This is a genomic window from Rhodocytophaga aerolata, from assembly GCF_030503435.1.
GTDB classification, from domain to species: Bacteria; Bacteroidota; Bacteroidia; order Cytophagales; family 172606-1; genus Rhodocytophaga; species Rhodocytophaga aerolata.
In genome coordinates, this window is the sequence record NZ_JAUKPO010000001.1 from 660,224 (window position 1) to 686,038 (window position 25,815).

Below are 25,815 nucleotides of genomic sequence, written 5' to 3' on the forward strand. Positions count from 1 at the left end.
CCTGGCAGAAATTATTTTACCAGGTAGCCTGCTGTTTTTGCTTTTTGTGCGTATGTGCTAGTAAACCAAAGAACCAAGACATGAAAATTAATCCTATCCCGCACCAGCAAGTATTTGTGATTGGAGCTGGCATGGTGGGCTCTACTGCCGCCTATACCTTACTTACCCGGGAAGTAGCCCGCGAAATTGTACTGATAGATGTACACCACGAACTGGCGCATGGGCATGTGGTAGATATGAATCATGCCTCGGCGTTTACTTCCGGCATCCAGATACGTACTGGCGACTATTCGGAAATCAGGGAAAACGACATCATTGTAATCACCAGTGGTGCATCGCAGAAATCAGGTGAAGACAGACATGCGGCTGCAGAGAATAATGTAAAAATTATTAAAGAAGTACTCAAGAAAGTAATGGCCAATGGGGTAGGCGTATACATTTTAATGGTAACCAATCCGGTAGATGTGCTCACCTATGTAGCCTGTAAAGAATCTGGCCTGCCCAGCAGCCGGGTATTTGGTACCGGCACGGCCCTGGATACGGCCCGGTTACGGTATATGTTATCTGAACGGATGCAAGTAAACCCGGCCAATATTGTGGCTTTTATTCTGGGGGAACATGGCGATTCGTCGTTTCCAGCCATTAGTGCGGCTACGGTAGAAGGCATTCCTATTCAAAACTATACGACGTTTAAGCAAAAATACATTGCCAATATAACCAAAGAAGTGCGGGAGGCTGGCTATAAAATTGTGGAGGAGAAAAAAGCCACATATTATGGCATTGGCTCTACCGTAGCAGACATAGTGGAAGCCATTATTAACGATAAACAAAAGGTGTATGCACTAAGCTGCGTACTAAATGGCGAATACGGATTGACTAATCTGGCTACCGGTGTGCCGGCCTTATTATCTAACGCGGGCGTAAAAGTACTGGAAAACTATCCGTTAAACGACGAGGAGAGGAAGGCTTTGAAAAAATCTTCAGAAATTCTACAGGCTAACATTCAGAAATTAGGATATCGATAAAAGAGAGGCTAGCAAAGCTTATGCGTATTGTTGCTCTTTAGTAACAAGCTCTACGGCGAAAATTTTTGGTTTACAACTTCTACCCATTCTTGAAAAGCAGCATGCGTACATACGATGGCTTGCATCAATTAAAAAAGACTTTCTTATAAATCAGAGCCATTTATGACTTTATTTCCTGATACTTCCCTTACAGAAAGACAGGTAGTTACCATCAGTTTTTTCAAGTACAAAGGTTTAAAGAAGATATGGGGCATGCAACAAATGCAATTGGCTAAGGGGCCGGTTGGTATGTCGCCTGGCTTGCAGTTCTTTAAATTGCTTGGCAGCGGCGACGGTTTCAGCCTGAAACCTGACTTTTCTACCTATGGTTTACTTTGTGTATGGAGTAATATTCAAGTTGCCAGAAATTTCTTTCATGAATCAGCCGCATTTGATAGGTTCACAAAAAATACAGATGAACAATGGACTATTTATATGCATCCGGTACATGCGCATGGGAAGTGGTCAGGCGCAGCACCTTTTCAAATTAATAAAAATTTTGTTGTCCAAAATGAGTTACTGGCTGTTATTACCAGAGCCACCTTGCATACTAAACATGTGTGGAGATTCTGGCAATATGTGCCTAAAGCAGGAGCAGCGGTGCACACGCACGATGGGCTGATTTTTACTAAAGGTATTGGGGAATTACCGATTGTACAGCAAGCGACGTTCAGTTTGTGGCGGAGTAAAAAAGATATGATGGACTTTGCCTACAAAAATCCTTTTCATACAGAAGTAATCCAGAAAACCCGTGAGCTGGGCTGGTACAAAGAAGAATTGTTTGCCAGATTTACGCCCTTTTATACAGAAGGTAGCTGGAATGGAGAAGATCCACTGGCGCCCTACCTGCCTTTATTGCAACATAAAAGTCAATAAAAAAGCTGCCTCCTAGGAAGCAGCTTAGAAAGTGTATATATAAAATCGTTATTTTTTATATCGTCTGTTGAATTTCTCCACACGTCCTGCAGTATCCAACAATACATTTTTGCCAGTATAAAAAGGATGAGAAGCAGAGCTTACTTCTATTTTAATTACTGGATATGTTTTGCCGTCTTCCCACTGAATAGTATCAGCAGAAGTCATCGTAGAACGGGTCATAAACTTAAAATCGCTAGACTGATCCCAGAAAACTACATCGTGGTATTTTGGGTGAATATCTTTTTTCATGATTTATAATTGTATTTCGTATGCTATCCAAAAAGGATTGCAAATATAAGTATTTATCTTCTAATTAAAATACCTACGGCTTAATTTTTTCAGCATCTATTTTTTGGGTGTGAATATAGAACGAATCGGTATCTACTGTAAAACTTCCCACAATGCCATTCGCTGAAAGTGTTTGCCACTGAGTAGTCGGATATATCATCTTTTCAGCCCCTTTTCCAAAGCTTACTTTCACTGGCATAGTGAATGCTGCCACATCTACCAGCCAGCGGTATTGCACCACAGCTTTTTTACCTTTTCCTTTTATGGCATATTGTAGCGTAGGAATAGTTGCATGCCGCAGGTATTGATCGAAAAAGGAAGTGTAGTTTTTGCCGGTTTTCTGATTGATGTATTGCACAATTTCTTCCGTGTTGGTATTCTTCATCTTAAATTCCTGTGCAATTCCATAAATCAGCTCAAACCAAAGTTTGTCATTATTGATGGCATTCCGCAAGGTATGCAGCACATTTGCCCCTTTCATATACATATCTCCGGAGCCACTGGCATTTACATGAAGTGGGGCTATAATAGGTTCTTTATTTTCTATACTCTGCCTGAGCCCTACAATGTATTGAGCAGCACTCTCTTTATTCTGCATACATTCAATATACAAGCCTTCGGTATACGTACAAAAAGACTCATGAATCCACATATCGGCATGGTCCTGGGCACTTACACTATTTCCCCAGTATTCATGTCCGGATTCGTGAATAATTAAGTAGTCAAATGTCAAACCAATGCCAGTACCTGATAAATCCATGCCCATATATCCTGGCAGGTAATTGTTTCCATAAGCAATGGCACTCTGGTGTTCCATGCCTAAATAAGGCGTTTCCACTAAGGCATAGCCATCTTTCCAGAAAGGATATTTGCCGAATAACTTCTCATAACATTCAAGCATAGGCTTTACCTGGGTAAAATGGCTTTTGGCATCTTCCAGGTTATAGCGTAATACATAATAATCCAGAGCTAATTTTTCTCCGTCTTTGGCTGTATAAGTATCTGAAAAGTGTACATAATCAGCAATATTCAGCGAAACATTGTAATTATTAATAGGGTAACTCACTAACCAATCGTATCTGGTAAATCCATCATTTAGTTTGGTAGTATTCTGCAAATTACCGTTGGCTACACACATCAAATCAGACGGTACTTCGCAGCTGATGCGCATACTATCTGGCTCTTCGGACAAATGATCTTTATTGGGCCACCACAAACTGGCACCAATACCTTCACAAGATACACCAATCCAATCCTTGCCAGTTTCATCTTTTTCCCACGTAAAACCACCATCCCAAGGCGGATTGGCTGCTACAAGTGGTTTGCCTTCGTAATGAATGGTAATAGAATCCAGAATACCTTTAGGCTGCAGCTGTGGAAAGCTAATAAATACGGCATTACTGTCCCGTTCAAAGGGCAGCTCCTGGTTGTGCTGCACAATGCGGTTAATTTTCATATTGCTGGACAAATCAACCTGTATCTTAGTAAACTCTTCAGTAGTGCGGTAGCGGATTGTGTTATAACCTTTTATATATTGCTCAGCCGGATTCACGCGTAAATTAAGGTCATAATAATAGACATCGTAGCAGGACCGCATGGGTGAAAGTGTTCCCCGCAAACTATCGTATCTGGTGTATATCTGGGTTGGGGTATGCTGTGCAAATAGGTGAGTAAAGAAAAAGGATAGGAAAATACTCAGAATAAGCTTTTTCATGCAAGTGTGGAAAGGTTCTATAGGCGGCTGATAGTAAACAAAGATGCTTAAATCTCTTCTACCAGACTAAACCAATCCTGATTAAAAATTTTACCTTGTGGTGTTTTGCACATGCACGCCGGACGGTTTTCAATGTAGCAAGAGCCATCTGCCTTACGGGCTTCAATGTTGATGGTAGCCATATTATTTGCTTTGGTAAAAATAACCTGCTTTCCCGGAAACCGGAATTTTCCTCCATCATCTATCATTTGCAGCGGAATTGTTCGCATAATCTATATTTTTCAATAATATTCTTAATAACGAGGAATGTACCTGTAAGGTCTCCACCAACAATAAAATTTATATAAACAAAAAGGAGGAAATGAATCATTTCCTCCTTTTGATAAAAATAAACTAATGTACGAAACGTCTACCCTGCGGCGGCAGCGGCAACCATACCTTTTTGTTCGGCAGTAGCCGTGGCTTTTTGTTCAATAACGGTCTGTAAGAAATCACTGGAACTTTCGAATATAATCTGCTTAGAAGGCTCTTTTACCCCATAAGTTGTAGAGTAAAAAGCATCCTGTATAATAGGTTCTACTTCTTTTCCAAACTGGTCCCGTGTAGTAATAGTAAACCCTAGGTCAAAAAAGTCAGGCGAAATGTTCCATATCTGTTTTTTGGTAAACTGAGGGAGTTTAGCCTCGGCAGGGAACTGTATAATGTCTTCAATTTTCCATTTAATCTCGTTCTTATATTGCTTTACCTTGCGGAAATGAATAATCTCGGGGTGAACATGTCCATATACCTGCGCTTTACCCTGAAAGGTGTTAGCATCGGCTTGCTCAAAAATATCTACATCCAGGGCCTGGCTCCAATGGTACCAGATGAACCGGCCACCTTTTAACATCTGGTCATAGTCGTTTAGCTGTATCGTGTTGTGCGAGGCAGTGCCCATAAAGAATTTAGTATCCTCCGGAGATGCATTGTATTTATAGGTTCCGGCATCGCGAATAATGTTTTTGCCATTCAGCCAAATATCTACATGCAGGTTATCCGCCTGAGAAGGGCGATCTTTGTGGCTGCCACAACGGATAAAAGCAAATTTTTGTGCATCCCGTAACACAAAGAAGCCCCCTACTTTATATGCCTTGCTTTTCTGTTCTGCTTGAACATGGTTAGTATAGGTAGGTACATATCCGTACCACATCAAATCTTCATTCCATATCCCAGCCCCGTACAATGTTTTCTGGTAAAAATAATTATAGAACGCATTCAATTGCGGACGGAAGTCGCGGTATTCGCAAGAATTAAGCGGGAAAAACAAAGACCCATCATTGGCTCCATAATTAGGCATATGCCCGGTTGATACATCCTGATGCTGGTATAAAAACTCTACGGAAGTTTTCAGCCGCTTATTCAGCTCAATTGAAAAAATATCACCATTCTTTTTGCCCAGGTAGAAAATCCAGGTAAATAACTGCACTACTATCCGGTGATAGTTCATAGAAAATTGCAGAAACGAACCGTCGGTATACACCTGATATAACCCTTCTTCTTCCAGCCATTCTTTTCCGTTCTCCTGCCATTGGGTACTTTCGGGGAAAAACGGATACAGCCATCCGATCAGGTAAATGGCGGCACATTCGGAAATAGCGTGGTTATTCCGGACAGCAATTCTGGAAAAATCGATATTCTTTTCAATATGCTTTGCCTGCCAGTATAGCGAATGGATTATTTTCTGGAAAGTTTCCTCTGTAAGTTGCGGAGAGTTTTTATAATAATATAATGCAAAGGTCCAGTTCAGCAACCTCAGCGCGATCTCCTGGCTGGACATATAGTTCGGCCCGAAGTTCAACGGGTTCTTGTCAATCCAGCTGGTAATTTCATTGAGCACAAAAGCAGATTGATCAATGCCATAATGAAAATCGTAGCGGATAATGGTGTACAAATAAGAGAACCGTGATTTTTCCCACACGTACTTGATATCACCACTGGCCGGATCAAAGTCTTTTATTTTGGTCCAATGCTTATTTATATCGTATTTGTAACCCGTTTCCGGATTGGTTAGCCAATCGTAATCTCTGCCCAAATCCATCACCAGGCCGTTAAAGAACCTGATTTTTCCTTGCTCAATATCCGTAAACTCCTTTTTCAGCTGAATTCTGGCTTCGTCGGTAAGCACATCAAATTTTTTAATATCCTCTTTAGAAGGGAAAAAGAATTTGCCGCCAGTCCGCTTCCACCCTGCCAGATCAGTAAACTTCTCTACTTTCACTTTGGTAGGATACCCTGATTTAAGCAAGCCGGATTTCCGTCTGAACTCATATGTAGCGCGGAAAATAAATCCACGCCAGCCCATGTTCTGTATTAAATGCGAAGTTTGTTTGACTGGATTCAAAAGCTGTAAATTTTAATGGATATGCAAATAAAAATAATCAATAGTAACAAAAAGACAATAGGGATAATCTACCGACTATCCCTATTGAATGTAATATATATTGCAAAAAAATTACTCCATAATAAAAGGGTAATCTTGTTGGACGTACACATCCTTGAATGCTTCTTCTGCAGGCGGATAAGGGGATTCTTCTGCAAAACGAACAGATTCATCTACCACTTCTTTTATTTTCTTATCTATCTCTGTCAGTTCTGCTTCAGTGGCAATGGCATTATCTAGAATAGTTTTCCGAACCTGCTCTATAGGGTCTCTCATTTTGTAGGATTCCAGTTCCTCTTTCGTACGGTATTTCATAGGATCAGACATGGAGTGGCCTTTGTAGCGATAGGTTCGTAACTCTAACAACGTAGGACCTTCGCCAGCCCGGGCTCTTTCAGCTGCCCTGGCAACCGCCTCATGAACAGCCTCCACATTCATGGCATCTACCGGTTCGGAAGGCATGTCATACGCCTCGCCCAAGGTATATAGTTCTGTTACATTGGATGTACGCTTAACAGAAGTACCCATAGCATAGCCATTATTTTCTATTGCAAAAATCACCGGAAGCTTCCATAACATAGCCAGGTTGAGTGCTTCATGGAAAGCACCTTGCCGTACAGCTCCATCACCCATATAGCAAATACACAGGTTTTGCGTCTTATTATATTTTTCAGCGAATGCAATTCCGGCACCTAAGGGCACTTGTGCGCCAACAATCCCATGGCCGCCTATAAAGTTTACCTCTTTATCGAAAATGTGCATAGACCCTCCTTTGCCTTTGGAACAGCCGGTTTGTTTGGCAAACAACTCAGCCATTATGGCATTGGCACTGGTACCTAAGGCCAAAGGTATTCCATGGTCGCGGTAAGCTGTAATCCATTTATCGTCTTTGGTAAGTGCCGTTTTGGCACCGGCCGCACAAGCTTCCTGGCCAATATATAAATGACAAAACCCTCTGATCTTTTGCTGCCCATACAACATACCGGCCCTTTCCTCAAATTTCCGCATTAATTGCATAGATTCGTACCAATACATATAGGTCTCTTTGGGATATTTTGGGCCCGAAGGTGCTTTTTTTGCGGACGTTGATTTTGCCGGAGATTTTTCTTTGACACTCGCCATAATTATTCGTATGATTGATATTGATAAAACGCCGTTAAACGTGTTTAGTTACTTTGGAATGAATGCGAAATTAGAGAAAAATCATTCAACAAAGAAATTAAACTATTTGAATGAACAATAATAAGGCTAAACTGTAAACTTTCATAAATGTATCTTGAAAAAATCAATCTGCTTAATTTTAAGAATTATGAAGAACTTTCGCTAAGCTTCTGTCCGGCTATTAACTGTATTGTGGGGCATAATGGAAGCGGCAAAACTACCCTGCTGGATGCTATTCATTATCTTTCTCTTACTAAAAGTGCCTTCAGTATATTAGATAGCCAGAGTATTAAGCATGAATCCGATTTTTTTTTAATAGACGGTAAGTTTAATGTAGAAGGCAAACATTATCAGATTACCTGTAGCCTTAAAGCCGGAGGCCGTAAAGTAGTTATGTCCGACAAAAAAGCCTACGACCGGTTAAGTGAACATATTGGCCGTTTTCCGGTTGTAATGATTGCCCCGGATGATACAGATCTGATACGGGACGGCAGTGACTTGCGCAGAAAGTTTTTTGATGGAATGATTTCACAAATAGATGCCAGCTATTTAGCCAATTTACTGCAATACAACCTGATTCTGAAGCAGCGCAATGGCTTATTAAAGCAGTTTTTTGAGAGAAATTACTTCGATAAAGAGCTCCTGGAAACATATAGCGTGCAATTGCTAGCTATTGGTAAAGTACTGCACGAAAAGCGGAAGGACTTTATTAAAACTTATGTTCCTATGTTTCAGAAACACTACCAACAACTCACAGACAGTCGTGAAGAGGTAGACCTGGTGTATGAATCAGAATTATTTGAAGAAGATTTTGAATACGAATTCTACTTTGCTACCAAGCGGGACCTACAAGCTCAGCGGACCACTAAAGGCATTCATAAAGATGATTTTATCTTCGAAATCAACCGGTTTGAGCTGCGTAAGTTCGGTTCGCAGGGGCAACAGAAGTCATTTGTGATAGCTTTAAAGTTAGCCCAGTTTGATAGCATTCAACAAAATAAAAATTGCAAGCCTATTCTGCTACTGGATGATATTTTTGATAAATTAGATGAATTAAGAATTAACAAACTCCTGGAGATGATGGCAAAGGGTACCTTTGGCCAGTTATTTGTTACAGATGCCAGGCCGGAGCGGACCAGAAAAATTTTCGAGCATATTCCTTCCGAAACGTGTATCTTTCAAACGGAAGATTTTAAATAACCTAACTTATACACTGAAGCATTAGATAAATTGATTTACCCCAAACCTATGTATCGCCAGAAAAAGAACGAACAAACATTCCGTAAAGCTGAAACCTCCTCTCTTAAAGAAGCCATAGGCGAACTGCTAAACGCCTACAAACTAAAAAATAAATACAACGAAACACATATTGTAGCCGCCTGGAGCCGTATTATGGGTCCGGCTATTGCTAACCGTACTAGTAAAATATTTGTCAAGAATAAAAAACTTTATGTACAGTTAAACTCTGCCCCGCTGAAAAGTGAGCTGGCTATGTCTAAGTCAAAGATTCTGGAAATACTGAACAAAGATGTGCAGGAGGAAATTTTAGAAGAGGTGATTTTTTTGTAGAAGGAATATACTTGAACAGATGTAGTTTACAGTCTCGAATATACAAGTTATGGGTTACTCTTTTATTAGCTGTTGTCTGCTTACTAATACTGCTTTCTGCCTATGAAAATCTCCACGGGAGAAGTACTTCTCAATTAAGCAATAGAGCATAATAAAAAAATAGCGGCTCCCCATTTCTTTAATTTTTAGATTTGACTTACCAGTTTTCCGGTTAGTCCAACTATTAGGAACTATTGCATAAGAATACCCACGGATAATAGCTTTTAAAGGTAATTCTAATGTAAGATTAAAATGAGGGGATAATAAAGGCTGTAATCCTTCAATAACTTCCCTTCTATATAATTTGAAAGCATTCGTAGTATCGTTGTATCGTATATTAAAACATACCTTTACAATCTGGTTAGCTAAGCGGTTAATGAATAGTTTTAATTTGGGGTAGTCTAATACTTTACCTCCTTTAGAGAAGCGGCTTCCAAATACACAATCATACCCTTCTTGTAATTTCTTATAAAACTTAACTAGATCTTCTGGAGAATCTGAAAGGTCAGCCATCATTAAGGCTACACATTCTCCATTGAACCTTTCTAAACCATAACGTACGGCATAGCCAAAGCCATTAGGGCCGGTATTGGTATAATAAACTAATGTAGGAACTCGTAGCTGGATTTGTTTCAACACCACTTCCGTATTGTCTTTAGAATTATCATTGACAACCAGTATTTCATGGGGGATGTTATGTTGGCAAAGCACCCCGTAGAGCTGACTAATGGTTTGTTCAATTGAACCTTCTTCATTATAAGCCGGGATAACAATACTTAAGTCCATGCATTTAATATAATTAGCTTAATAAACTAAGCTTGCTTGATCTCCTAATTATAATAGTTGAATAGTGATAAATGTATTAATTATTTTATATTAAACTTTATACCTATCATGTTTAATATTTAAACATGTATAGAAATTTTATCTACAAATACCTGCTACTAAAACATATTTGTTGAAAATATTTTCAGGAAATTTTCCAAACATAAATTATTTATTGAAGCTAATATATACTTAACATTAGTAAAACTTAACATATTACTAAGTGTATTAAATGTTGTGTTATTTTCTACTATAAAGTGAAGCTATTAAAATGGCAATAGATACAGAAAGGCAGCACAATATGTATGCTTATAAATACACCTAAAAAGCTATTCTTGAAAAAAATGAACTTCTTTCCTAATAAATATAATTAAAATAATAAGTATAGACGTAATAAATCCAATAATAAGGCCTCCCAGTACATGGATAGACAAACGAGGGCTATCAGGCAGTTTGAACTTTTTAAAGCCTTCTATTACTTGCACTGGCTTAACGAACTTAATAGATTCTTCTGTAATGAGCATTTTCTCATATAAATCTATGATTCGAGTGTTAATATTTCCCGGATCACTAAATACAGTAGGCGAACGGCCATTTTTGATTACCTCATTTACCAAACTCTTTACACTATCCAAATCGTTAAGTTCTTTTTGCAATCTTACTCTTAAGGATTGAAGCCTTATTAATTTGCTTTCCTGGCGTACTTTTACATAGTTTGTATTTTCTAAAAGGTTGATAATACCTAACTGTAGAGAATCTAATATCTGATTACTGGAAACTTCTACACTTATATTAAAGCTTGTTTGGGTATAGTTAGGAGCTGTTTCTATGCTTACAGGGAGGGCATTTATTTTTTTTAGCATTTTCACCTTCTCTTCGCTAATATTCAATCTTTCTGATAATTGTTCAAATTCATTCTTTGCCCGAAGTTTTTGTAACGATTCTATTATTGTAATTACCTCGGAATTTAATAAATAAGTATAATCAGTTTTAGCTATCAATGAGGTTTTATAGGTTGGTTTAGTAGTATACCAAAGTACTATTCCTAAAACTAAACCTAAAGCGCTTAGGCCATATATAAGTTTTCTGTATCGTTTAAAATAGGAAATTACTATCCGGATTACTAGTCGCAAATCTATCTGGTCTTCTGTCTCTGTTTTCGTTTCATTCAAATCGAGCATAGAATAATAGTATTTTTTAAATAAGACCTCAAATATATTAATTTTTACTATGGAAGATGTGGTATATACATTAATAATATGCAAGATGTGTACTAGATAGGTTTAATACATTTGATAATCAATATACAAGCCTTAGCAGAAGATCTAACTAACTTGAACTCAGAATATGAAGCAAATATTTGTTTTATAGATATTATATATTGTCCCCCTCTATATTTCAAAAATTTACTAGTTTTGTTGACTTATTTATTATGTTTTAATAATGGCATTAGATTTAAACAATAAATCAATTCTTATAACAGGCGGTACTGGCTCATTTGGAAAGGAATTCGTTAAAACACTTCTTCACAAATTTCCCCAAATGAAAAGATTAGTAGTTTATTCAAGAGATGAATTAAAGCAATTTGAGATGTCTCAAGTATTCTCTGATAGAGAATACGATTGTATTAGGTATTTCATAGGAGATATACGAGATGGGGAAAGATTTAAAAGAGCTTGTGAAGGAATTGATATCATTGTACATGCAGCTGCACTCAAACAAGTTCCTGCAGCAGAATATAATCCGATGGAGTGTATCAAAACAAATGTAATGGGTGCAGAAAACGTTATAAATGCTGCATTAGATTGCGGTGTAAAACATGTAGTAGCTCTATCTACAGATAAAGCTGCTGCACCAATTAATTTATATGGTGCTACTAAGTTATGTTCTGATAAATTATTTGTAGCAGCAAATAACATGAAAGGCAAGCGTGATGTTCGGTTTTCAGTAGTAAGGTATGGAAATGTAATAGGATCAAGAGGCTCTGTAGTTCCTTTCTTTCTAAACAAACGAAAAGACGGCATATTACCAATTACCCATCCGGATATGACACGATTTAACATCTCTCTTGAAGAGGGAGTTGATTTGGTTTTGTATGCCATAGAAAATAGCTGGGGCGGTGAAATCTTTGTACCCAAGATTCCTTCTTATAAAATTACGGATGTTGCAGAAGCTATCGGACCAGATTGCAGACAAGAGGTAGTTGGTATCCGTCCAGGAGAAAAGCTACATGAGGAAATGATCACAGAAACAGATTCACTCAATACTATTGAACTGGAAAATTATTATGTAATCTGTCCATCTACCCCTTTATGGAGTGTAGATGAATACAACAAAGCTTTTAATGGCAGAACTGTACCAATGGGTTTTAAATATAACTCAGGAACGAATGATCAGTGGCTTAGTGTAGAAGAAATACGAGAGCAAATCAGATTACATGTAGATCCTACCTTTAAAGTTACATACAATAATATAGAGGCGTGAAAAATAGCAAACCTATCCCTTACGGCAGGCAGCATATTACACAAGAAGATATAGAGGCAGTAACAAGCGTTCTTCAGTCCGATATCCTTACCCAAGGGCCGTATATTGAAGAGTTTGAAAAGAAATTTGCCAACTACATAGGTTCAACGTATGCTGTGGCTGTAGCCAATGGAACGGCAGCCTTACACTTATGTGCTTTGGCATTGGGTGTAAACAGTTCTACAAAAGTTATCACTACCTCTATCACTTTCGCTGCTTCTGCCAACTGCATCCATTATTGTGGCGGCTCTATAGATTTTGTAGATATAGATGAACAGCTGTATTTGCTAGATTTCGATAAAGTAGAAAAGCAAATTCAGTCGAAACCTGCCGGATTCTATAATGGGATTGTGGCCGTGGATTTTGCCGGACAAGCTATAGATCTGGAAAAACTTCGTAAACTGGCAAATACACACAAACTTTGGATTATTGAAGATGCCTGCCATGCACCGGGTGGCTATTTTACAGATAGCAGAAATATAAAGCAGAATTGTGGGAACGGTACCTATGCCGAACTGGCTATCTTTTCCTTCCATCCTGTAAAGCATATTGCTACAGGTGAAGGGGGAATGATTACAACTAATGACAAATCTTTATACGATAAACTCATTCTGTTGCGGACACATGGCATTACCAGAAAGCCTGAGCTTCTTATAGAAAATCATGGAGGGTGGTACTATGAAATGCAGGAACTAGGGTACAATTACCGTATTACCGATTTTCAGGCTGCCTTAGGTATTTCGCAACTTAAGAGAGCAACAGAGGGATTACAAAAACGAAAATCCATTGCCAGAAAATATAATGCAGCTTTTGCCCAGATAGAATCTATCGTCACACCCTCATTTGAAGATGGTCATGCCTACCATTTGTATGTAATTCAGGTTCCAGACCGGTTAGATTTATACAATTATCTTAGAAGCAAAAACATATTTGCACAGGTACATTATATACCCGTTCATCTGATGCCATATTATAAACAACTCGGATGGAAAAAAGGAGATTTACCATTGGCAGAAGCTTATTATGAACATTGCTTGAGTTTGCCTATGTATCCTACCCTCTCAGAGGAGGAACTTAACTATGTAATTGAATGTATCATTCAATATTATTCTAAATAAAATACATTATTATATCCACAGAAAGTATGGAATTAAAGCGTTGCACAAAATGCACCTTGCCCGAAACGCATGAAACAATAGTTTTCGACGAGCATGGAGTTTGCAATATTTGTAATGGACAGGAGTTTAAGAAAAATAAAATAGACTGGAAAGCAAAAAAACTTGAACTCACTGAGTTGATTGAGTCGTATCGGGGTAAGTACGATTATGATTGTATTATTCCTTATAGTGGTGGGAAAGACAGTACCTGGGCACTCTATTATTTAGTAAAAGAATATAAGTTAAAGCCTCTAGTTGTAAGATTTGATCACGGATTCCTCCGGCCAAATTTAGAAGAAAATACTAAAAGAGTTTTACGCAAACTAGGCGTAGATTTTCACCATTTTACCCCTAACTGGAAAGTAGTACAGAAACTAATGCTACAAAGCTTTCTGGAAAAAGGGGATTTTTGCTGGCATTGCCATACTGGTATATTCTCTTATCCTATGTGGACAGCTATTCGGTATAATGTACCCTTAATTTTTTGGGGTGAACCATCTGCAGAGTACACCTCTTATTTCAGCTACGAACAAGCAGAAGAAGTAGATGAAAAAAGATTTAACCGTTTTGTTAATTTGGGTATTACTGCGCAAGATATGCTAGTACGGTTTGAAGGCACCATTGACGAACGGGATGTAAAGCCTTACTCTTACCCTCCTTTGAAAGAACTTCGCCGCATAGGTTACCGCTCCGTATGTTTAGGTTCATATATTCCGTGGGATGCTAAAGTACAGTCAAAAATTATTGCTGATGAATTAGGATGGAGGGGTGATACCGTTGAAAATGTACCTGCACAGTATAATTATGAGAAGATAGAATGCTATATGCAAGGTGTGAGAGATTACATTAAATACATTAAACGTGGCTACACCCGCCCAACTCACCTTTCATCTATAGATATCCGCAACGGCCGTATGACAAGAGAAGAAGGCATGCATATGTTGCAAGAATATGAAGGCAAAAGACCGCCAAGTTTAGATTTATTCCTGGAATTTGTTGGTCTAAGTGAAAAAGAGTTTCTGGAAATAGCTATGGGCCATGGCGTTTCCCCTTATAAGCATGATCCTAGTACAATTACGGAAGGTACTAAAATGCATGATTTTGATAAATGGTCTAAAGATGGTGCTATGCCTAGAGAAGAAGCAGAAGTTCAACTGGAAAGAATGAGATTAAGACAATAACCTGAAACTATGGTTGGTATTATTGACTATGGCATGGGAAACCTGCTATCTGTTTTTAAGGCGTTTGAATTTATAGGAGCAGATGTTGAGGTATTCAATGATCCGAGTCAAATGCACAGATACAGCCACCTGGTTTTACCAGGAGTAGGAGCATTCCGGGATTGTATAATAAATTTAAAGGAAAAAGGATTCGTAGAACCCTTAAATGAAAATGTATTAGCTAAACAGATTCCTATTTTAGGAATCTGTTTAGGTATGCAAGTAATGGCTGCTAAAGGCTATGAAAATGGAAATTTTAATGGCCTAGGATGGTTTGATGCAGAAGTTACCAGACTTACTCCTGATCAGCCGTCTTACCGGGTACCTCATGTAGGCTGGACAGAAATAAATTCCAGCAAAAACAGCCCTTTATTTAAAGGTATACCGGCCAATGCTGATTTTTATTTTGTACATTCTTATTATGCTAAATGTGCAGACCCTTCACAGGTGGCAGCAACTTTTGAATATGGAGGTAATTTTACAGCCTCTATCCATAGAGACAATATTTTTGGAACTCAGTTTCACCCGGAAAAAAGCCAAGAGTATGGTTTACGAATTTTAGAAAACTTTATTAAAATAGAGTAACTAGGCAGATATGGCAAAAAGGCGTTTAATTCCTAAGTTACAACTAAAAGCCAGTAGATTTGGTAATACTACTAAAATGGTACTTGTCACCACCATTAAGTTTGATAAGGTAGTAGAAATTGGTGATCCAAAATCACAAGCAAAAATCTACGAAGCCCAGGCAGCTGATGAGTTAATTTTTGTTGATATAGCTCCTACAGCTAACGACAGAAAGTTAATTATTGACATATTACGAAGTGTTTCCGAAGAAATATTTATCCCCATAACGGTAGGTGGTGGTGTAAAACATGTCTCTGATTTCCGTGAATTGCTTTCAAATGGTGCAGATAAGGTTTCAATTAATTCAGCAGCGGTCACTAATCCTGCACTGATTACGCAGGCATCTGAAGCTTTTGGTGCCCAATGCGTAGTAGTCAGTATTGACTATAAGAAGAATGGAGACGGTACTTATTCGGTATGGACGGACAGTGGAAAAACCAAAACGCCATTAGATCCGGTAACATGGGCAAAGGAATGTGAAAAGCTGGGTGCTGGTGAAATATTGCTGACTTGTATTGATAAAGATGGTACACATCAAGGCTTGGAACTGGAAGTATCCAGAGAAATAGCCGATAGTCTTTCTATACCTATTATACTATCCGGTGGTTGCGGCCTAGCTTCTCATTTCATAGATGGTTTTAAAATAGCCCATGCCGATGCTGTTTCAGCCGGGACCTTCTTCTGTTTTAAAGACCAAAATCCTATACAAACCCGTGCCCATATTAGAAATGCTGGGGTACCTATTAGAATCTACACATAATATGGTAACTTCTTCGGAATCCGATCTACCGACTGCCTATTTTATAGAAACCGAAAGATTAGCTTTCAGGGAGCTAAATGCTTCAGATGCTAATGAACGATACTACACTTGGCTAAATGATCCGGAAATTAATCAGTATCTGGAGAACAGATATTTTCCTAGTACGATTGAAAGTATCAGAGATTATATTAACTCGATCAATGCATCTAAAGCCAATTTATTTTGTGCTATAATTTTGAAAGAGCAAAATCAACACATTGGTAATATAAAACTAGGACCCATCAATTGGATACATCGGTATGCTGAAATAGGGTTATTACTGGGAGAAAAAGATTGTTGGGGGAAAGGATTTGCAACGGAAGCAATAAAGGCCATTGTAAATTTTGGATTTAAGCAGCTTAATCTGCATAAAATTACAGCAGGCTGTTATGAAACCAATATTGGATCTTCTAAAGCATTTCAAAAAGCTGGTTTTAGTATAGAAGGAATGCAAAAAAGCCAGTTTTTCTCTCAAGGAAAATATGTAGATGGCATACGGATGGGAATTATCAACGAAAGCCAATAGCTCTTGTGCCTTATGATAAGAAACGTTGAAAAATTAATACTCGGGACAGTTCAGCTGGGAATGAATTATGGAATTAATAATACAACCGGAAAACCTACCGAAGAGGAAGCTATTCAACTACTTTCCTATGCTGCCAGGCAAGGTGTAAAGCTACTGGATACTGCCCCAGCCTACGGCACAGCCTTGCAGGTTATTGAGAAATACCAGGCAAATAATCCTCCATTTAATATTATCTCAAAGTTTACTGTTACGCACGATAGCAGCATTATATTAAATCAGGTGCAGCAACAATTGCAGGCATTACAAATTCCTTCTTTTTATTGTTACCATTATCACAAATTTTCAGACTTCACCAAATTTCCACAACTACAAAAAGACCTGATAAACCTTAAGGAAAAAGGATTGATTGAAAGAATAGGTGTATCCATCTATACAAATGAGGAAATGCGGATGGCTATCAATAGTCCATTTATTGATGTGATACAACTTCCTTTTAATTTATTAGACAATACTAATTTACGTGGTGAAGTAGTAGAGAAGGCAAAGTTGCAGGATAAAGAAATACATATCCGGTCCGTTTTTTTACAGGGGTTATTTTTTAAAGAAATGCAATCAATTCCTGGTAAACTTCGTCCACTTATTCCTTACCTTGAGCAAATCAGACATATGGCTCATCAAAATGAGTTAACTGTACAGGAACTGGCTATGGCGTATGTATTTACTAATCCATATATAGATTATGTGCTGATAGGTATAGATTCTCAACAGCAACTGGCATCTAATCTGCAATTCTTAAATAAAGTAGTAGATGCAGAATGCATACGTTTGATAGATACTATCCGTGTAAAAGAATTTGAACTGTTAAACCCTGTGAACTGGAATTGAAAATTATTGCTATCACCCAGGCACGATATGGCTCTACGAGATTGCCGGGAAAAGTGCTAAAAACAGCCGGTAATCAAAGCTTGTTGGAAATACACTTGCAAAGAGCCTCCAAAGCTAGGTTACTCAACAAAATAGTAGTAGCTACTACCCATGAACCACAGGCAGAGCAAATTGCTGCTATTGCTCAACGAGCAGGTTGTTCAGTCTACAAAGGAGACATTCACGATGTATTGGATAGATTTTACCAGGCAGCCAAACCCGAAAATCCAGATTATGTAGTCCGCATCACCTCAGATTGCCCCCTGATAGATCCAGAGGTAATAGATAATGTAATACAACAATGCTTATACGACCTGGCGGATTATACGTCCAATACGCTTAATCCTACCTTTCCAGATGGAGTAGATGTGGAAGTTTTTACATTTGCAGCGCTGGAGAAGGCATGGCAGTCGGCTCAATTAACGTCTGAGCGGGAACATGTTACCCCATTTATCTGGAAAAACTCTACCTTTAAAGGGAATTCCCTTTTTACGGCTACTTCTTACGAGAATGATACTGACTTTTCTGACTACCGCATTACCGTAGACGAAGAAGCGGATTATTTGTTGATAAAACACTTAGTAGAGGAATTAGGGACGGAAAAACCTTGGAAAGAATATATAAGCTATCTTAGGCAAAGTGCCGCTCTACACGGGCTTAATGCACATATCAAAAGAAATGAAGGTTATATGAAAACTATACACACAGAAGTAGAACTTCGGAGAATAACTAATTTTAAAAAATCTGACGAATATAGAAGTAAAATACATGATTTAATACCAGGTGGCGCCCATACGTATTCTAAAGGTGATGACCAGTTTCCGGCTCTTTCACCTGCGGCTATCAGTTATGGCAAAGGAGTCCATGTATGGGATATAGATGGTAATAAATTTCTGGATTGCTCTATGGGGCTTACTTCTGTTAGCCTTGGCCATGCATATGAGCCGGTTAATGAACGCGTAAAACAGGAAGTAGACAGAGGGGTTAACTTTCAGCGTCCGGCGTATATAGAGATGGAAATGGCAGAGAAGTTTCTCTCCTTACTTCCTTGCCACCAGATGATCAAATTTGCTAAAAATGGCTCAAGTGTTACAACAGCAGCCGTAAAAATAGCCCGTGCCTATACTGGCAGAAAGTTAGTTGCCTTTCCCTATGACCATCCTTTCTATTCCTACGACGATTGGTTTATTGGAAAAACAGCTTGCAACTTTGGGGTGCCCGAAGAAATTTCAGCCTTATCTGTTACCTATAAAGCAGATGATATAGATTCTCTTCGATCATTATTTGAGCAGTATCCAGGGCAGATTGCTTGTGTCATTTCAGAACCGGAGAAAAACTTTGGCTTACCTGAAAACTATCTAAAGAATGCCATACAATTAGCTCATAAGCATGGAGCACTGTACATAGCCGATGAGATGATTACCGGCTTTAAAACAGCATTTCCAGGTTCTATAAAAAAATACAATGTTACCCCAGATATGGCTACCTGGGGTAAAGGGATTGCTAATGGTTATTCATTCTGTGCCCTTACTGGTACAAAAGAAGTAATGGAATTAGGCGGTATCCGTAAAAAAGGAGCACAAAAGTTATTTCTTACCTCTACAACCCATGGCGGCGAAACACATGTTATAGCCGCAGGATTAGCTACTATCGAGGTATTTGAAAAAGAAAATGTAGTGGCGCATAACCATACCATTGGCAATGAGTTTTTAAAACTCAATCAGGAAGCCCTTTCAAAACATGGTTTGCATGAGTACATTCAAATAGCTGATTGTAACTGGATGCCAATTTTCATATTTAAAAATAAAAAGAAAGAAGTTTGTAGCAGTATGCGTACCTTAATGCTTCAGGAAATGATTGCCCGCGGCGTACTATTTCAGGGAGCATTTGTTCCTTGCTTCAGCCATACCAGTGCTGATATCCAGTATTTTGCTGCGGCATTCGATGAATCGTTACAGGTATTTTCACAGGCTTTAGATAAAGGATATGAAAGCTTTTTAACAGGCGAACCTGCAAAGCCAGTTTTCAGAAAGTATTTATGATAATTCAACAAACCAGATGTTTTTTCCGGGCAGATGGCAATTCGCAAATTGGCTGGGGACATGTGGTACGTATGCTCGCCTTAGCAACTATTGTTAAGCAAGAATTTTCGTGTGTCTTTGCTATACAAGAGCCTTCTCCTCAACTATCCAGGCAGATTACCGAGGCAGGTTTGAATATACTTGCTTTGCCAGCCTCTAATTTCATAGAAGAAGCACATACTATTTTAAATACGTATATCCATCCTAAAGATATTATAGTGTTAGACGGATATAATTTTTCCACAGAATATCAGCGTATTCTCAAAGAGAAAAACAACAGATTAGTTTGTATTGATGACTTAAGTACATTTCATTTTCTGGCAGATGCCATCATTAATCCTGCCGGTAATGTCAAGCAGGAAAAATACTCCAAAGAGCCTTATACAAAATTATATACCGGGCCTAAGTATGCTTTGTTAAGAACGCCTTTTCTTGAAATGGCGAAGAATAGAAATAGAAGCTGCCACTCTAATTTTCAGAGGCTATTTATCAACATGGGAGGTGCTGACCCTGAGAATTACACATCAAAGGTATTACAGCAGATACAAAAAGATAACTATCAGGAGATACACATTGTAGTAGGTGGTTCATATAAACATAAGGCAAGCTTACAGGAGATCATAGCAGAAGCCAAATCTGTTTTTGTTCATACTAATCTATCAGCCGAAGAAATGAGTGCACTCATGCGTGAGTGCGGTACAGCTATTTGCTCGGCCAGTACAGTATCCTATGAATATTGCTGCGCTGGAGGATTACTTTTCATTGTAAAAACAGCAGATAATCAATCTTCACTATATAAATTTCTGCTTAATGAAGGCCTCGCTTTAAGCTTTGAAAATGAGTTCACAAAAGAACAAACTGATCTGTTAGCCAAAAAGGAAAATCTTCTTAAAAAGCAAGCCTATTATTTTGATGGCAGTTCAGCAACCAATCTGCTAACCATATTTCAACATGTAGCTTTATATAATCAACTTCTTATACGAAAAGCTACGGTGTCAGATATGCAATTGCTTTTTGATTGGGCTAATGATCCGGAAGTACGCAGATTTGCTTATAATCCCCAACCTATTCGGTGGGAGGTGCATCAAACCTGGTTTCATCAGAAAATACAGTCAGATACTTCTTTTCTATATATTTTTTATTTACCCGGCGCAGGTACCGAAATACCCGTAGCCCAGATACGATTTGATATAAAAGAAGGTCAGGCTATTATTAGTTATTTAATCGACCAAAATTTCCGGGGAAAAGGATTGGGCCATATCATATTGCTAAAAGGAGTAGAAATTTTTTTGCAGGAGAATGCTGCTGCATCAGCCATTATAGGTTTTGTTCAGCATGCTAATGTCGCCTCTTGCAAATCATTTGAAAAAGCTAATTTCAGTTTGATCCCGGTCAGTGAACCATTACCTTATCCGGATTCTAGAAAATATATTTTTAAAATAAAATAACCACTACTTTTGTAGGTAAACTTAGAAATTCAAGTTCATTTTCGCTTGAGTTTATTTCAAATAAGTCACATGAAAGACATAACGATTGCTAATTATACCATCAATGCTAGTTCCAGGCCATTTATTATAGCAGAAATGTCTGGCAACCACAACCAGTCGCTGGAAAGAGCCTTGGCTATTGTAGATGCGGCTGCGGAAGCAGGTGCTCATTCCATTAAACTCCAAACCTATACTGCCGATACCATGACTGTGAAAGGAGTTTATACCATTACAGACGAAAACTCTCTTTGGAAAGGCAGAGAACTATATGAACTGTATCAGGAAGCTTATACTCCTTGGGAATGGCATAAACCTATATTTGATAGAGCTAAAGAAAAAGGGATTTTAGCTTTTAGCTCTCCATTTGATGAGACTGCCGTAGATTTCTTAGAGTCACTCAATGTACCTGCCTATAAGATAGCTTCTTTTGAAAACACAGACTGGCCACTATTGAAAAAAGTAGCTTCTACTGGTAAGCCTGTGATTATGTCTACTGGTGTAGCAAATTTGGCAGATGTAGATGAATCTGTTAAAGTATTACGTGCAGCCGGATGCAAAGAATTAATCCTTCTTAAATGTACCAGTACCTATCCTGCTACTCCCGAAAATACTAATTTGATAACTATCCCACATATGGCTCAATTATTTAATTGCCCAGTGGGGCTTTCAGACCATACGATGGGTATAGGTGCCTCAGTAGCAGCTGTAGCGCTTGGCGCCAGAGTAATTGAGAAGCATTTTACCTTACGAAGGGCGGATGGAGGAGTAGATTCTGCTTTTTCTTTGGAGCCTGCAGAGCTAAAAGCACTAGTAATTGAAACTGAGCGGGCGCATCTATCTTTGGGAAACATACAATATGGGATACAAAAAGCAGAAGAAAAGAGTAAATTTTTCAAAAGATCAATCTATGCTATTACTGACATAAAAGCAGGAGAGAAACTTACGAAAGATAACATACGGGTAATCCGGCCAGGAGATGGATTAGCTCCTAAATACTTAGACCAGGTGTTAGGAAAGTTTGCCAAAAGAACAATATATAAAGGTACTCCCTTAAAGTGGGATTTGTTCGATAATTTTTCAATTATTGAGACATTACAGCCTTAATGTTAACAGAATAGTGTACGCAGTTTAACCTAAGCCTCAACATTTAATTTGCAGAAAATTAATTTAGCTTAATCCAGTAATGATCGGTAAGGAACCTGAAATATCTATTGTTGCTCGGCTCTATAAAGAAAGTGTTCACTACCTGATTTAGTAACTCGATTAGATACCTTGTATGTTACACTTGATTTAGCAATTAATATACAATGAAAGAGATCTTGCAACTCTTCGCCAAGTTTAAAGGTATAACGCTGAGCAAAACAGACTTCAGCTCACTATTATTTTGCCTATCCTTGGTTTTAGAATTTACTTTATTGAGACTGGTTTCTTCAAAAGCTATACATAATGGTTCTGGCTATGATTTTCAGTAATTCATAACGGAAGTTTGATTAATTAGCTGCTATATAAAATATTTGATGTTAAGCGGTTTTCATTAAATAATAATTTTTTCTATGGGAGTCTCTATTTTATTTATGTAAATAAACAAAACAATTATCTATAAAAGCCTTTCCCATAGTATGCTCTTATGCTAAAATATCGCAGAATCAGAATTGAAAATGTACCTGTTTTTGATTTAACGGTTTCTTTATTTCTTTCAATAGTTACCCTTGGAATTACCCGCTTTTACTTGTATGCACGTATAGGCTTTGAAGTATCCTATGCTGATATAAATAACATTTCTGGTATAAGCCTTCTTATTCTGCTTGCCCCTTCTATTTGGAATACTTTTGCTAATCTGTATTTATATAAGTATAGACAACCAGGAGGTATTGGGTATAGTGCAATTATAACCTTGTTTACCATAGTTTTATTAATTCTTTGTTCTTATATAGTCGCCTTCACTGGGTATTGGCTGGTAAGTGTATTAGCTGTCTTCGGTTATATTTTTCTGTTAATAGCTCTCTATCTTTTTTTTTCAAAAACAGGGTTTACGCAATGGATAGCTGTACTTTTTTTCTCCCTACTAATGCTAATATGGCTGTCTGGAAGAATATATAGCAGTGTGCATACTCCTTTATTTCTGGAAAATCTTGCCATTGGGATGGCTAAAATGGATACTTTATACAATTCCAGTATCATGCAGATGCTTAAAACGTATAATATTTCAAGTACAGGGTTGGATGGAACACCGTACTTAGCCTATCACTGGGGTAGTCACTGGATACTTTCAAGATTTTCAACCTTACTAGATACAACTGCGGTAACTACCTATAACTTAGTATATCCGGCCATCTTTATTTGTCTGTATTTTAAGGCTTCTTTAACGTTGGGGGTCGATATATTTCGACAGTTCATAAAATCCGAAAAAACTCTGCCAAAAACAGGATTTATTTTCTGGTTTACTTTTCTGCTCGTTCAAATTGGCTTTATGCCCTATTCATTTCTATACAATTGGGCTATATGGGATTCCTGGATCGAATCTGAATCATACGCTCTCTCTTTAATTTTCTTTCTTACATTTTGCTCAATTGCTTTATGGATGTACAACTATGTGCTAAAAAGTTCTCCTACTTATTCTAAGCTTTTATTGCTCTTTATACCTGTTGCTATTCCCTTATTAGGTATATTAAAAATATCTGTTTTAGTTATTGCTTTGTCAGCATTTTTATATGTTTTTCTCAAATTACAACTCTTCCGCAACATCAGCTACATTCTTATTAGCGGAGTAACGATAGGATTAAGTTATTTTGTTTTACAATTAACAGCAACTACGTATACTGGTGAGGAAAATAACAACTTTTATTTATTTCATTTTTTAAAATCACAAATGATTTCAAATTGGAAGGGGCTATTTTACTATATGCACTACTTCTGGACAATCTTATATATTGTACTTAGGTGTACGAAGTTTCAGGAGTTTAATGTCTCCACAATTAAGGAAGCCTTTTTCAGCAACAAATTTATAGATATTGAACTACTTGTAATAATTTCATTAATTGGATTACTGCCAGCCTCTGTTTTTCGGATAGATGGAGGAAGTGCTTTTTATTTTACCGATATCCAGGCCAGGCTTGCTTGTTCTTTTCTCATGGCTTATGTGTTAGTAGATTCATTCGAAATGAATTCTTCTGAGAAGACACAAAAGTTAATACATTATTTTCGAAAGTATGCTTTACTATTCCCCTTAGTTGTCTTTCTGCTATTAAGTAACATATTCTCTAGCTTTGAAAAAGCCATAAACATGAATTTGGCTAGTAGAATTCAATTTGCCAGTTTATACTCAGGTCCTAAAGGTTTCTTAGAAGGGGCTACTGCTGACATTTTACATTATACTTCAGGCAAGAAGAGTGATGTGTACTATAAGTTAAGGCAACTGAAATATATTCCACCAGCCGGACTAGAAGAGAATGCAAGATACACGTTTTTAAAAAGCCTAAATCAACTTGATAAGTTACCTACAGAGAAAAAGCATAGTTTAGCTATTCATATCCCTAAAAAGCACGAATGGTTTTGGAACCAGTCTTTAGAAAATATATACGCAACACCCTTTATTATTCCCTCATTAACTGGCATTGCCTCTGCCGGAGGCTTACCTTCCAGTGTTGACGCCTATCATTTCCTTAATTATGGCTATCATACCTATAAGGCAAATCTTAATAATGCAATATATAAACCAATTGATGAAGGAAATTTTTGCAGATACATTAACGAAAGAGAAATATTTGCTAAAACTATTTTATTTATAAACCCTGAATCATTTTCAATTGATTCATTAGCATGTAGTAATTAATGGCTAGTTTGTTAACTCAATCATTTATCACTATAAGGTCATAAATAGGATAAACAACGTTGATTCATCTATCTCCATATTTTTCATAATTGTTTCTCTCATTGTGCTAATTTTTTCTTTATTAGCCAATTGGTTGGGTATTAGTAATTTCTACTTAATTATCTTCAAGGTTGCAGGTATAGGTGGATGGGTTTTCTTCTACAATGCAGCATTATAATAGTGTTTAATAGCCATAACTAGTATAAATATTTTATTTAGGCTATAAATTTCTGCTTCTATTAATTCTATTGATAATGAAGCAATCAATACTTCACTTAATACAATTACAAATTTTCATTGTATGGCTTGATTGGAATAAGTATTACTAGATGTGTACCGAAAGGCATCTATTATTGCTGGTAAATATCATACAGAAGTGAAACATATGCTAATTCATCAGCCCATTCTTATTAAGAAGTTACTATGTTACAGAATTGTGCCAATAGTTGATGAATAAGATAATACATATAGCTCTTTTATATGAAAATTATGGTAAATGTCAGCTTTGTTTTGCGTAAAAGAAAAATAGTATAACTATTCTGATCCTTGAGGCTTAATACTTTTTCTTTTACATTAACAGGCTTTACTTTATTTACCAGCATTGTT

The 25,815-nt window shown here is 37.6% G+C and carries 22 protein-coding genes; 15 read left to right on the forward strand and 7 right to left on the reverse strand.

Annotation, left to right across the window (positions count from 1 at the left end; all coding sequences use genetic code 11):
* Nucleotides 1-80: 80 nt before the first annotated feature.
* Both Q0590_RS02605 and Q0590_RS02610 read left to right on the forward strand, forming a co-directional pair.
* Nucleotides 81-1,025: an L-lactate dehydrogenase gene (locus Q0590_RS02605; protein ID WP_302035914.1), complete on the forward strand. Its 945-nt coding sequence runs from the start codon at nt 81-83 to the stop codon at nt 1,023-1,025.
* Nucleotides 1,026-1,187: 162 nt separating this feature from the next.
* On the forward strand, nt 1,188-1,940 hold the full coding sequence (locus Q0590_RS02610) for a spheroidene monooxygenase (protein WP_302035915.1): 753 nt from the start codon (nt 1,188-1,190) through the stop codon (nt 1,938-1,940).
* A 48-nt stretch (nt 1,941-1,988) separates the two neighbouring features.
* On the opposite strand, the gene Q0590_RS02615 is transcribed toward Q0590_RS02610, so the two are convergent.
* From Q0590_RS02615 to pdhA, 5 genes are all read right to left on the reverse strand, one after another.
* Nucleotides 1,989-2,231 (reverse strand): type B 50S ribosomal protein L31, encoded by a 243-nt coding sequence (locus Q0590_RS02615; RefSeq protein ID WP_302035916.1) that lies wholly within the window; start codon nt 2,229-2,231, stop codon nt 1,989-1,991.
* 73 nt (nt 2,232-2,304) lie between these two features.
* Nucleotides 2,305-3,984 (reverse strand): M1 family metallopeptidase, encoded by a 1,680-nt coding sequence (locus Q0590_RS02620; protein ID WP_302035917.1) that lies wholly within the window; start codon nt 3,982-3,984, stop codon nt 2,305-2,307.
* Nucleotides 3,985-4,031: 47 nt separating this feature from the next.
* Complete coding sequence (locus Q0590_RS02625) at nt 4,032-4,253, reverse strand: hypothetical protein (protein ID WP_302035918.1); 222 nt, start codon at nt 4,251-4,253, stop codon at nt 4,032-4,034.
* A 140-nt stretch (nt 4,254-4,393) separates the two neighbouring features.
* A complete protein-coding gene (locus Q0590_RS02630; protein WP_302035919.1) occupies nt 4,394-6,364 on the reverse strand; it encodes an alginate lyase family protein in 1,971 nt (656 codons plus the stop codon).
* Between the two features lie 111 nt (nt 6,365-6,475).
* Nucleotides 6,476-7,525 (reverse strand): pyruvate dehydrogenase (acetyl-transferring) E1 component subunit alpha, encoded by a 1,050-nt coding sequence (pdhA, locus tag Q0590_RS02635; protein ID WP_302035920.1) that lies wholly within the window; start codon nt 7,523-7,525, stop codon nt 6,476-6,478.
* A 147-nt stretch (nt 7,526-7,672) separates the two neighbouring features.
* Here pdhA and recF point away from each other — a divergent pair, with 147 nt between their 5' ends.
* Nucleotides 7,673-8,764, forward strand: a complete 1,092-nt coding sequence (gene recF / locus Q0590_RS02640) for a DNA replication/repair protein RecF (RefSeq protein ID WP_302035921.1) — start codon at nt 7,673-7,675, stop codon at nt 8,762-8,764.
* 48 nt (nt 8,765-8,812) lie between these two features.
* On the forward strand, nt 8,813-9,133 hold the full coding sequence (locus Q0590_RS02645; protein WP_302035922.1) for a DciA family protein: 321 nt from the start codon (nt 8,813-8,815) through the stop codon (nt 9,131-9,133).
* 54 nt (nt 9,134-9,187) lie between these two features.
* On the opposite strand, the gene Q0590_RS02650 is transcribed toward Q0590_RS02645, so the two are convergent.
* Both Q0590_RS02650 and Q0590_RS02655 read right to left on the reverse strand, forming a co-directional pair.
* Nucleotides 9,188-9,958 (reverse strand): glycosyltransferase family 2 protein, encoded by a 771-nt coding sequence (locus tag Q0590_RS02650; RefSeq protein WP_302035923.1) that lies wholly within the window; start codon nt 9,956-9,958, stop codon nt 9,188-9,190.
* 368 nt (nt 9,959-10,326) lie between these two features.
* Nucleotides 10,327-11,262 (reverse strand): GumC domain-containing protein, encoded by a 936-nt coding sequence (locus tag Q0590_RS02655; RefSeq protein ID WP_302035924.1) that lies wholly within the window; start codon nt 11,260-11,262, stop codon nt 10,327-10,329.
* A 178-nt stretch (nt 11,263-11,440) separates the two neighbouring features.
* Here Q0590_RS02655 and pseB point away from each other — a divergent pair, with 178 nt between their 5' ends.
* The 11 genes from pseB to Q0590_RS02710 all read left to right on the forward strand — a co-directional run bounded on the left by pseB (nt 11,441) and on the right by Q0590_RS02710 (nt 25,170).
* Nucleotides 11,441-12,481, forward strand: a complete 1,041-nt coding sequence (pseB, locus tag Q0590_RS02660) for a UDP-N-acetylglucosamine 4,6-dehydratase (inverting) (protein WP_302035925.1) — start codon at nt 11,441-11,443, stop codon at nt 12,479-12,481.
* Nucleotides 12,478-13,638, forward strand: coding sequence for a UDP-4-amino-4,6-dideoxy-N-acetyl-beta-L-altrosamine transaminase (gene pseC, locus Q0590_RS02665; protein WP_302035926.1), 1,161 nt, complete (start codon nt 12,478-12,480; stop codon nt 13,636-13,638). Before pseB ends, pseC begins: the two co-directional genes overlap by 4 nt.
* 26 nt (nt 13,639-13,664) lie before the next feature.
* Nucleotides 13,665-14,858: an N-acetyl sugar amidotransferase gene (locus tag Q0590_RS02670; RefSeq protein ID WP_302035927.1), complete on the forward strand. Its 1,194-nt coding sequence runs from the start codon at nt 13,665-13,667 to the stop codon at nt 14,856-14,858.
* A 9-nt stretch (nt 14,859-14,867) separates the two neighbouring features.
* Entirely contained in the window at nt 14,868-15,482 is a 615-nt protein-coding gene (gene hisH / locus Q0590_RS02675; RefSeq protein WP_302035928.1) for an imidazole glycerol phosphate synthase subunit HisH, read from the forward strand.
* Nucleotides 15,483-15,492: 10 nt separating this feature from the next.
* Nucleotides 15,493-16,281 (forward strand): imidazole glycerol phosphate synthase subunit HisF, encoded by a 789-nt coding sequence (gene hisF, locus Q0590_RS02680; protein ID WP_302035929.1) that lies wholly within the window; start codon nt 15,493-15,495, stop codon nt 16,279-16,281.
* A 1-nt stretch (nt 16,282) separates the two neighbouring features.
* Complete coding sequence (locus tag Q0590_RS02685; RefSeq protein ID WP_302035930.1) at nt 16,283-16,846, forward strand: GNAT family N-acetyltransferase; 564 nt, start codon at nt 16,283-16,285, stop codon at nt 16,844-16,846.
* 12 nt (nt 16,847-16,858) lie between these two features.
* Nucleotides 16,859-17,731, forward strand: a complete 873-nt coding sequence (locus Q0590_RS02690; RefSeq protein ID WP_302035931.1) for an aldo/keto reductase — start codon at nt 16,859-16,861, stop codon at nt 17,729-17,731.
* Nucleotides 17,728-19,812 carry a glutamate-1-semialdehyde 2,1-aminomutase gene (locus tag Q0590_RS02695; protein ID WP_302035932.1) on the forward strand — a complete coding sequence of 695 codons (2,085 nt, stop codon included), beginning with the start codon at nt 17,728-17,730 and terminating at the stop codon, nt 19,810-19,812. The genes Q0590_RS02690 and Q0590_RS02695 overlap by 4 nt, the downstream gene beginning before the upstream one ends.
* Nucleotides 19,809-21,299 carry a UDP-2,4-diacetamido-2,4,6-trideoxy-beta-L-altropyranose hydrolase gene (pseG, locus tag Q0590_RS02700; protein ID WP_302035933.1) on the forward strand — a complete coding sequence of 497 codons (1,491 nt, stop codon included), beginning with the start codon at nt 19,809-19,811 and terminating at the stop codon, nt 21,297-21,299. The genes Q0590_RS02695 and pseG overlap by 4 nt, the downstream gene beginning before the upstream one ends.
* A 69-nt stretch (nt 21,300-21,368) precedes the next feature.
* On the forward strand, nt 21,369-22,442 hold the full coding sequence (pseI, locus tag Q0590_RS02705; RefSeq protein ID WP_302035934.1) for a pseudaminic acid synthase: 1,074 nt from the start codon (nt 21,369-21,371) through the stop codon (nt 22,440-22,442).
* Nucleotides 22,443-23,067: 625 nt separating this feature from the next.
* Entirely contained in the window at nt 23,068-25,170 is a 2,103-nt protein-coding gene (locus Q0590_RS02710; protein WP_302035935.1) for a hypothetical protein, read from the forward strand.
* Nucleotides 25,171-25,815: the final 645 nt, after the last annotated feature.

Coding starts and splice junctions, on each gene's coding strand:
- Q0590_RS02605 (WP_302035914.1), top strand. CDS start 81: ATGAAAATTAATCCTATCCCGCACCAGCAAGTATTTGTGATTGGAGCT.
- Q0590_RS02610 (WP_302035915.1), top strand. CDS start 1,188: ATGACTTTATTTCCTGATACTTCCCTTACAGAAAGACAGGTAGTTACC.
- Q0590_RS02615 (WP_302035916.1), bottom strand. CDS start 2,231: ATGAAAAAAGATATTCACCCAAAATACCACGATGTAGTTTTCTGGGAT.
- Q0590_RS02620 (WP_302035917.1), bottom strand. CDS start 3,984: ATGAAAAAGCTTATTCTGAGTATTTTCCTATCCTTTTTCTTTACTCAC.
- Q0590_RS02625 (WP_302035918.1), bottom strand. CDS start 4,253: ATGCGAACAATTCCGCTGCAAATGATAGATGATGGAGGAAAATTCCGG.
- pdhA (WP_302035920.1), bottom strand. CDS start 7,525: ATGGCGAGTGTCAAAGAAAAATCTCCGGCAAAATCAACGTCCGCAAAA.
- recF (WP_302035921.1), top strand. CDS start 7,673: ATGTATCTTGAAAAAATCAATCTGCTTAATTTTAAGAATTATGAAGAA.
- Q0590_RS02645 (WP_302035922.1), top strand. CDS start 8,813: ATGTATCGCCAGAAAAAGAACGAACAAACATTCCGTAAAGCTGAAACC.
- Q0590_RS02650 (WP_302035923.1), bottom strand. CDS start 9,958: ATGGACTTAAGTATTGTTATCCCGGCTTATAATGAAGAAGGTTCAATT.
- pseB (WP_302035925.1), top strand. CDS start 11,441: ATGGCATTAGATTTAAACAATAAATCAATTCTTATAACAGGCGGTACT.
- Q0590_RS02670 (WP_302035927.1), top strand. CDS start 13,665: ATGGAATTAAAGCGTTGCACAAAATGCACCTTGCCCGAAACGCATGAA.
- hisH (WP_302035928.1), top strand. CDS start 14,868: ATGGTTGGTATTATTGACTATGGCATGGGAAACCTGCTATCTGTTTTT.
- hisF (WP_302035929.1), top strand. CDS start 15,493: ATGGCAAAAAGGCGTTTAATTCCTAAGTTACAACTAAAAGCCAGTAGA.
- Q0590_RS02685 (WP_302035930.1), top strand. CDS start 16,283: ATGGTAACTTCTTCGGAATCCGATCTACCGACTGCCTATTTTATAGAA.
- Q0590_RS02690 (WP_302035931.1), top strand. CDS start 16,859: ATGATAAGAAACGTTGAAAAATTAATACTCGGGACAGTTCAGCTGGGA.
- pseG (WP_302035933.1), top strand. CDS start 19,809: ATGATAATTCAACAAACCAGATGTTTTTTCCGGGCAGATGGCAATTCG.
- pseI (WP_302035934.1), top strand. CDS start 21,369: ATGAAAGACATAACGATTGCTAATTATACCATCAATGCTAGTTCCAGG.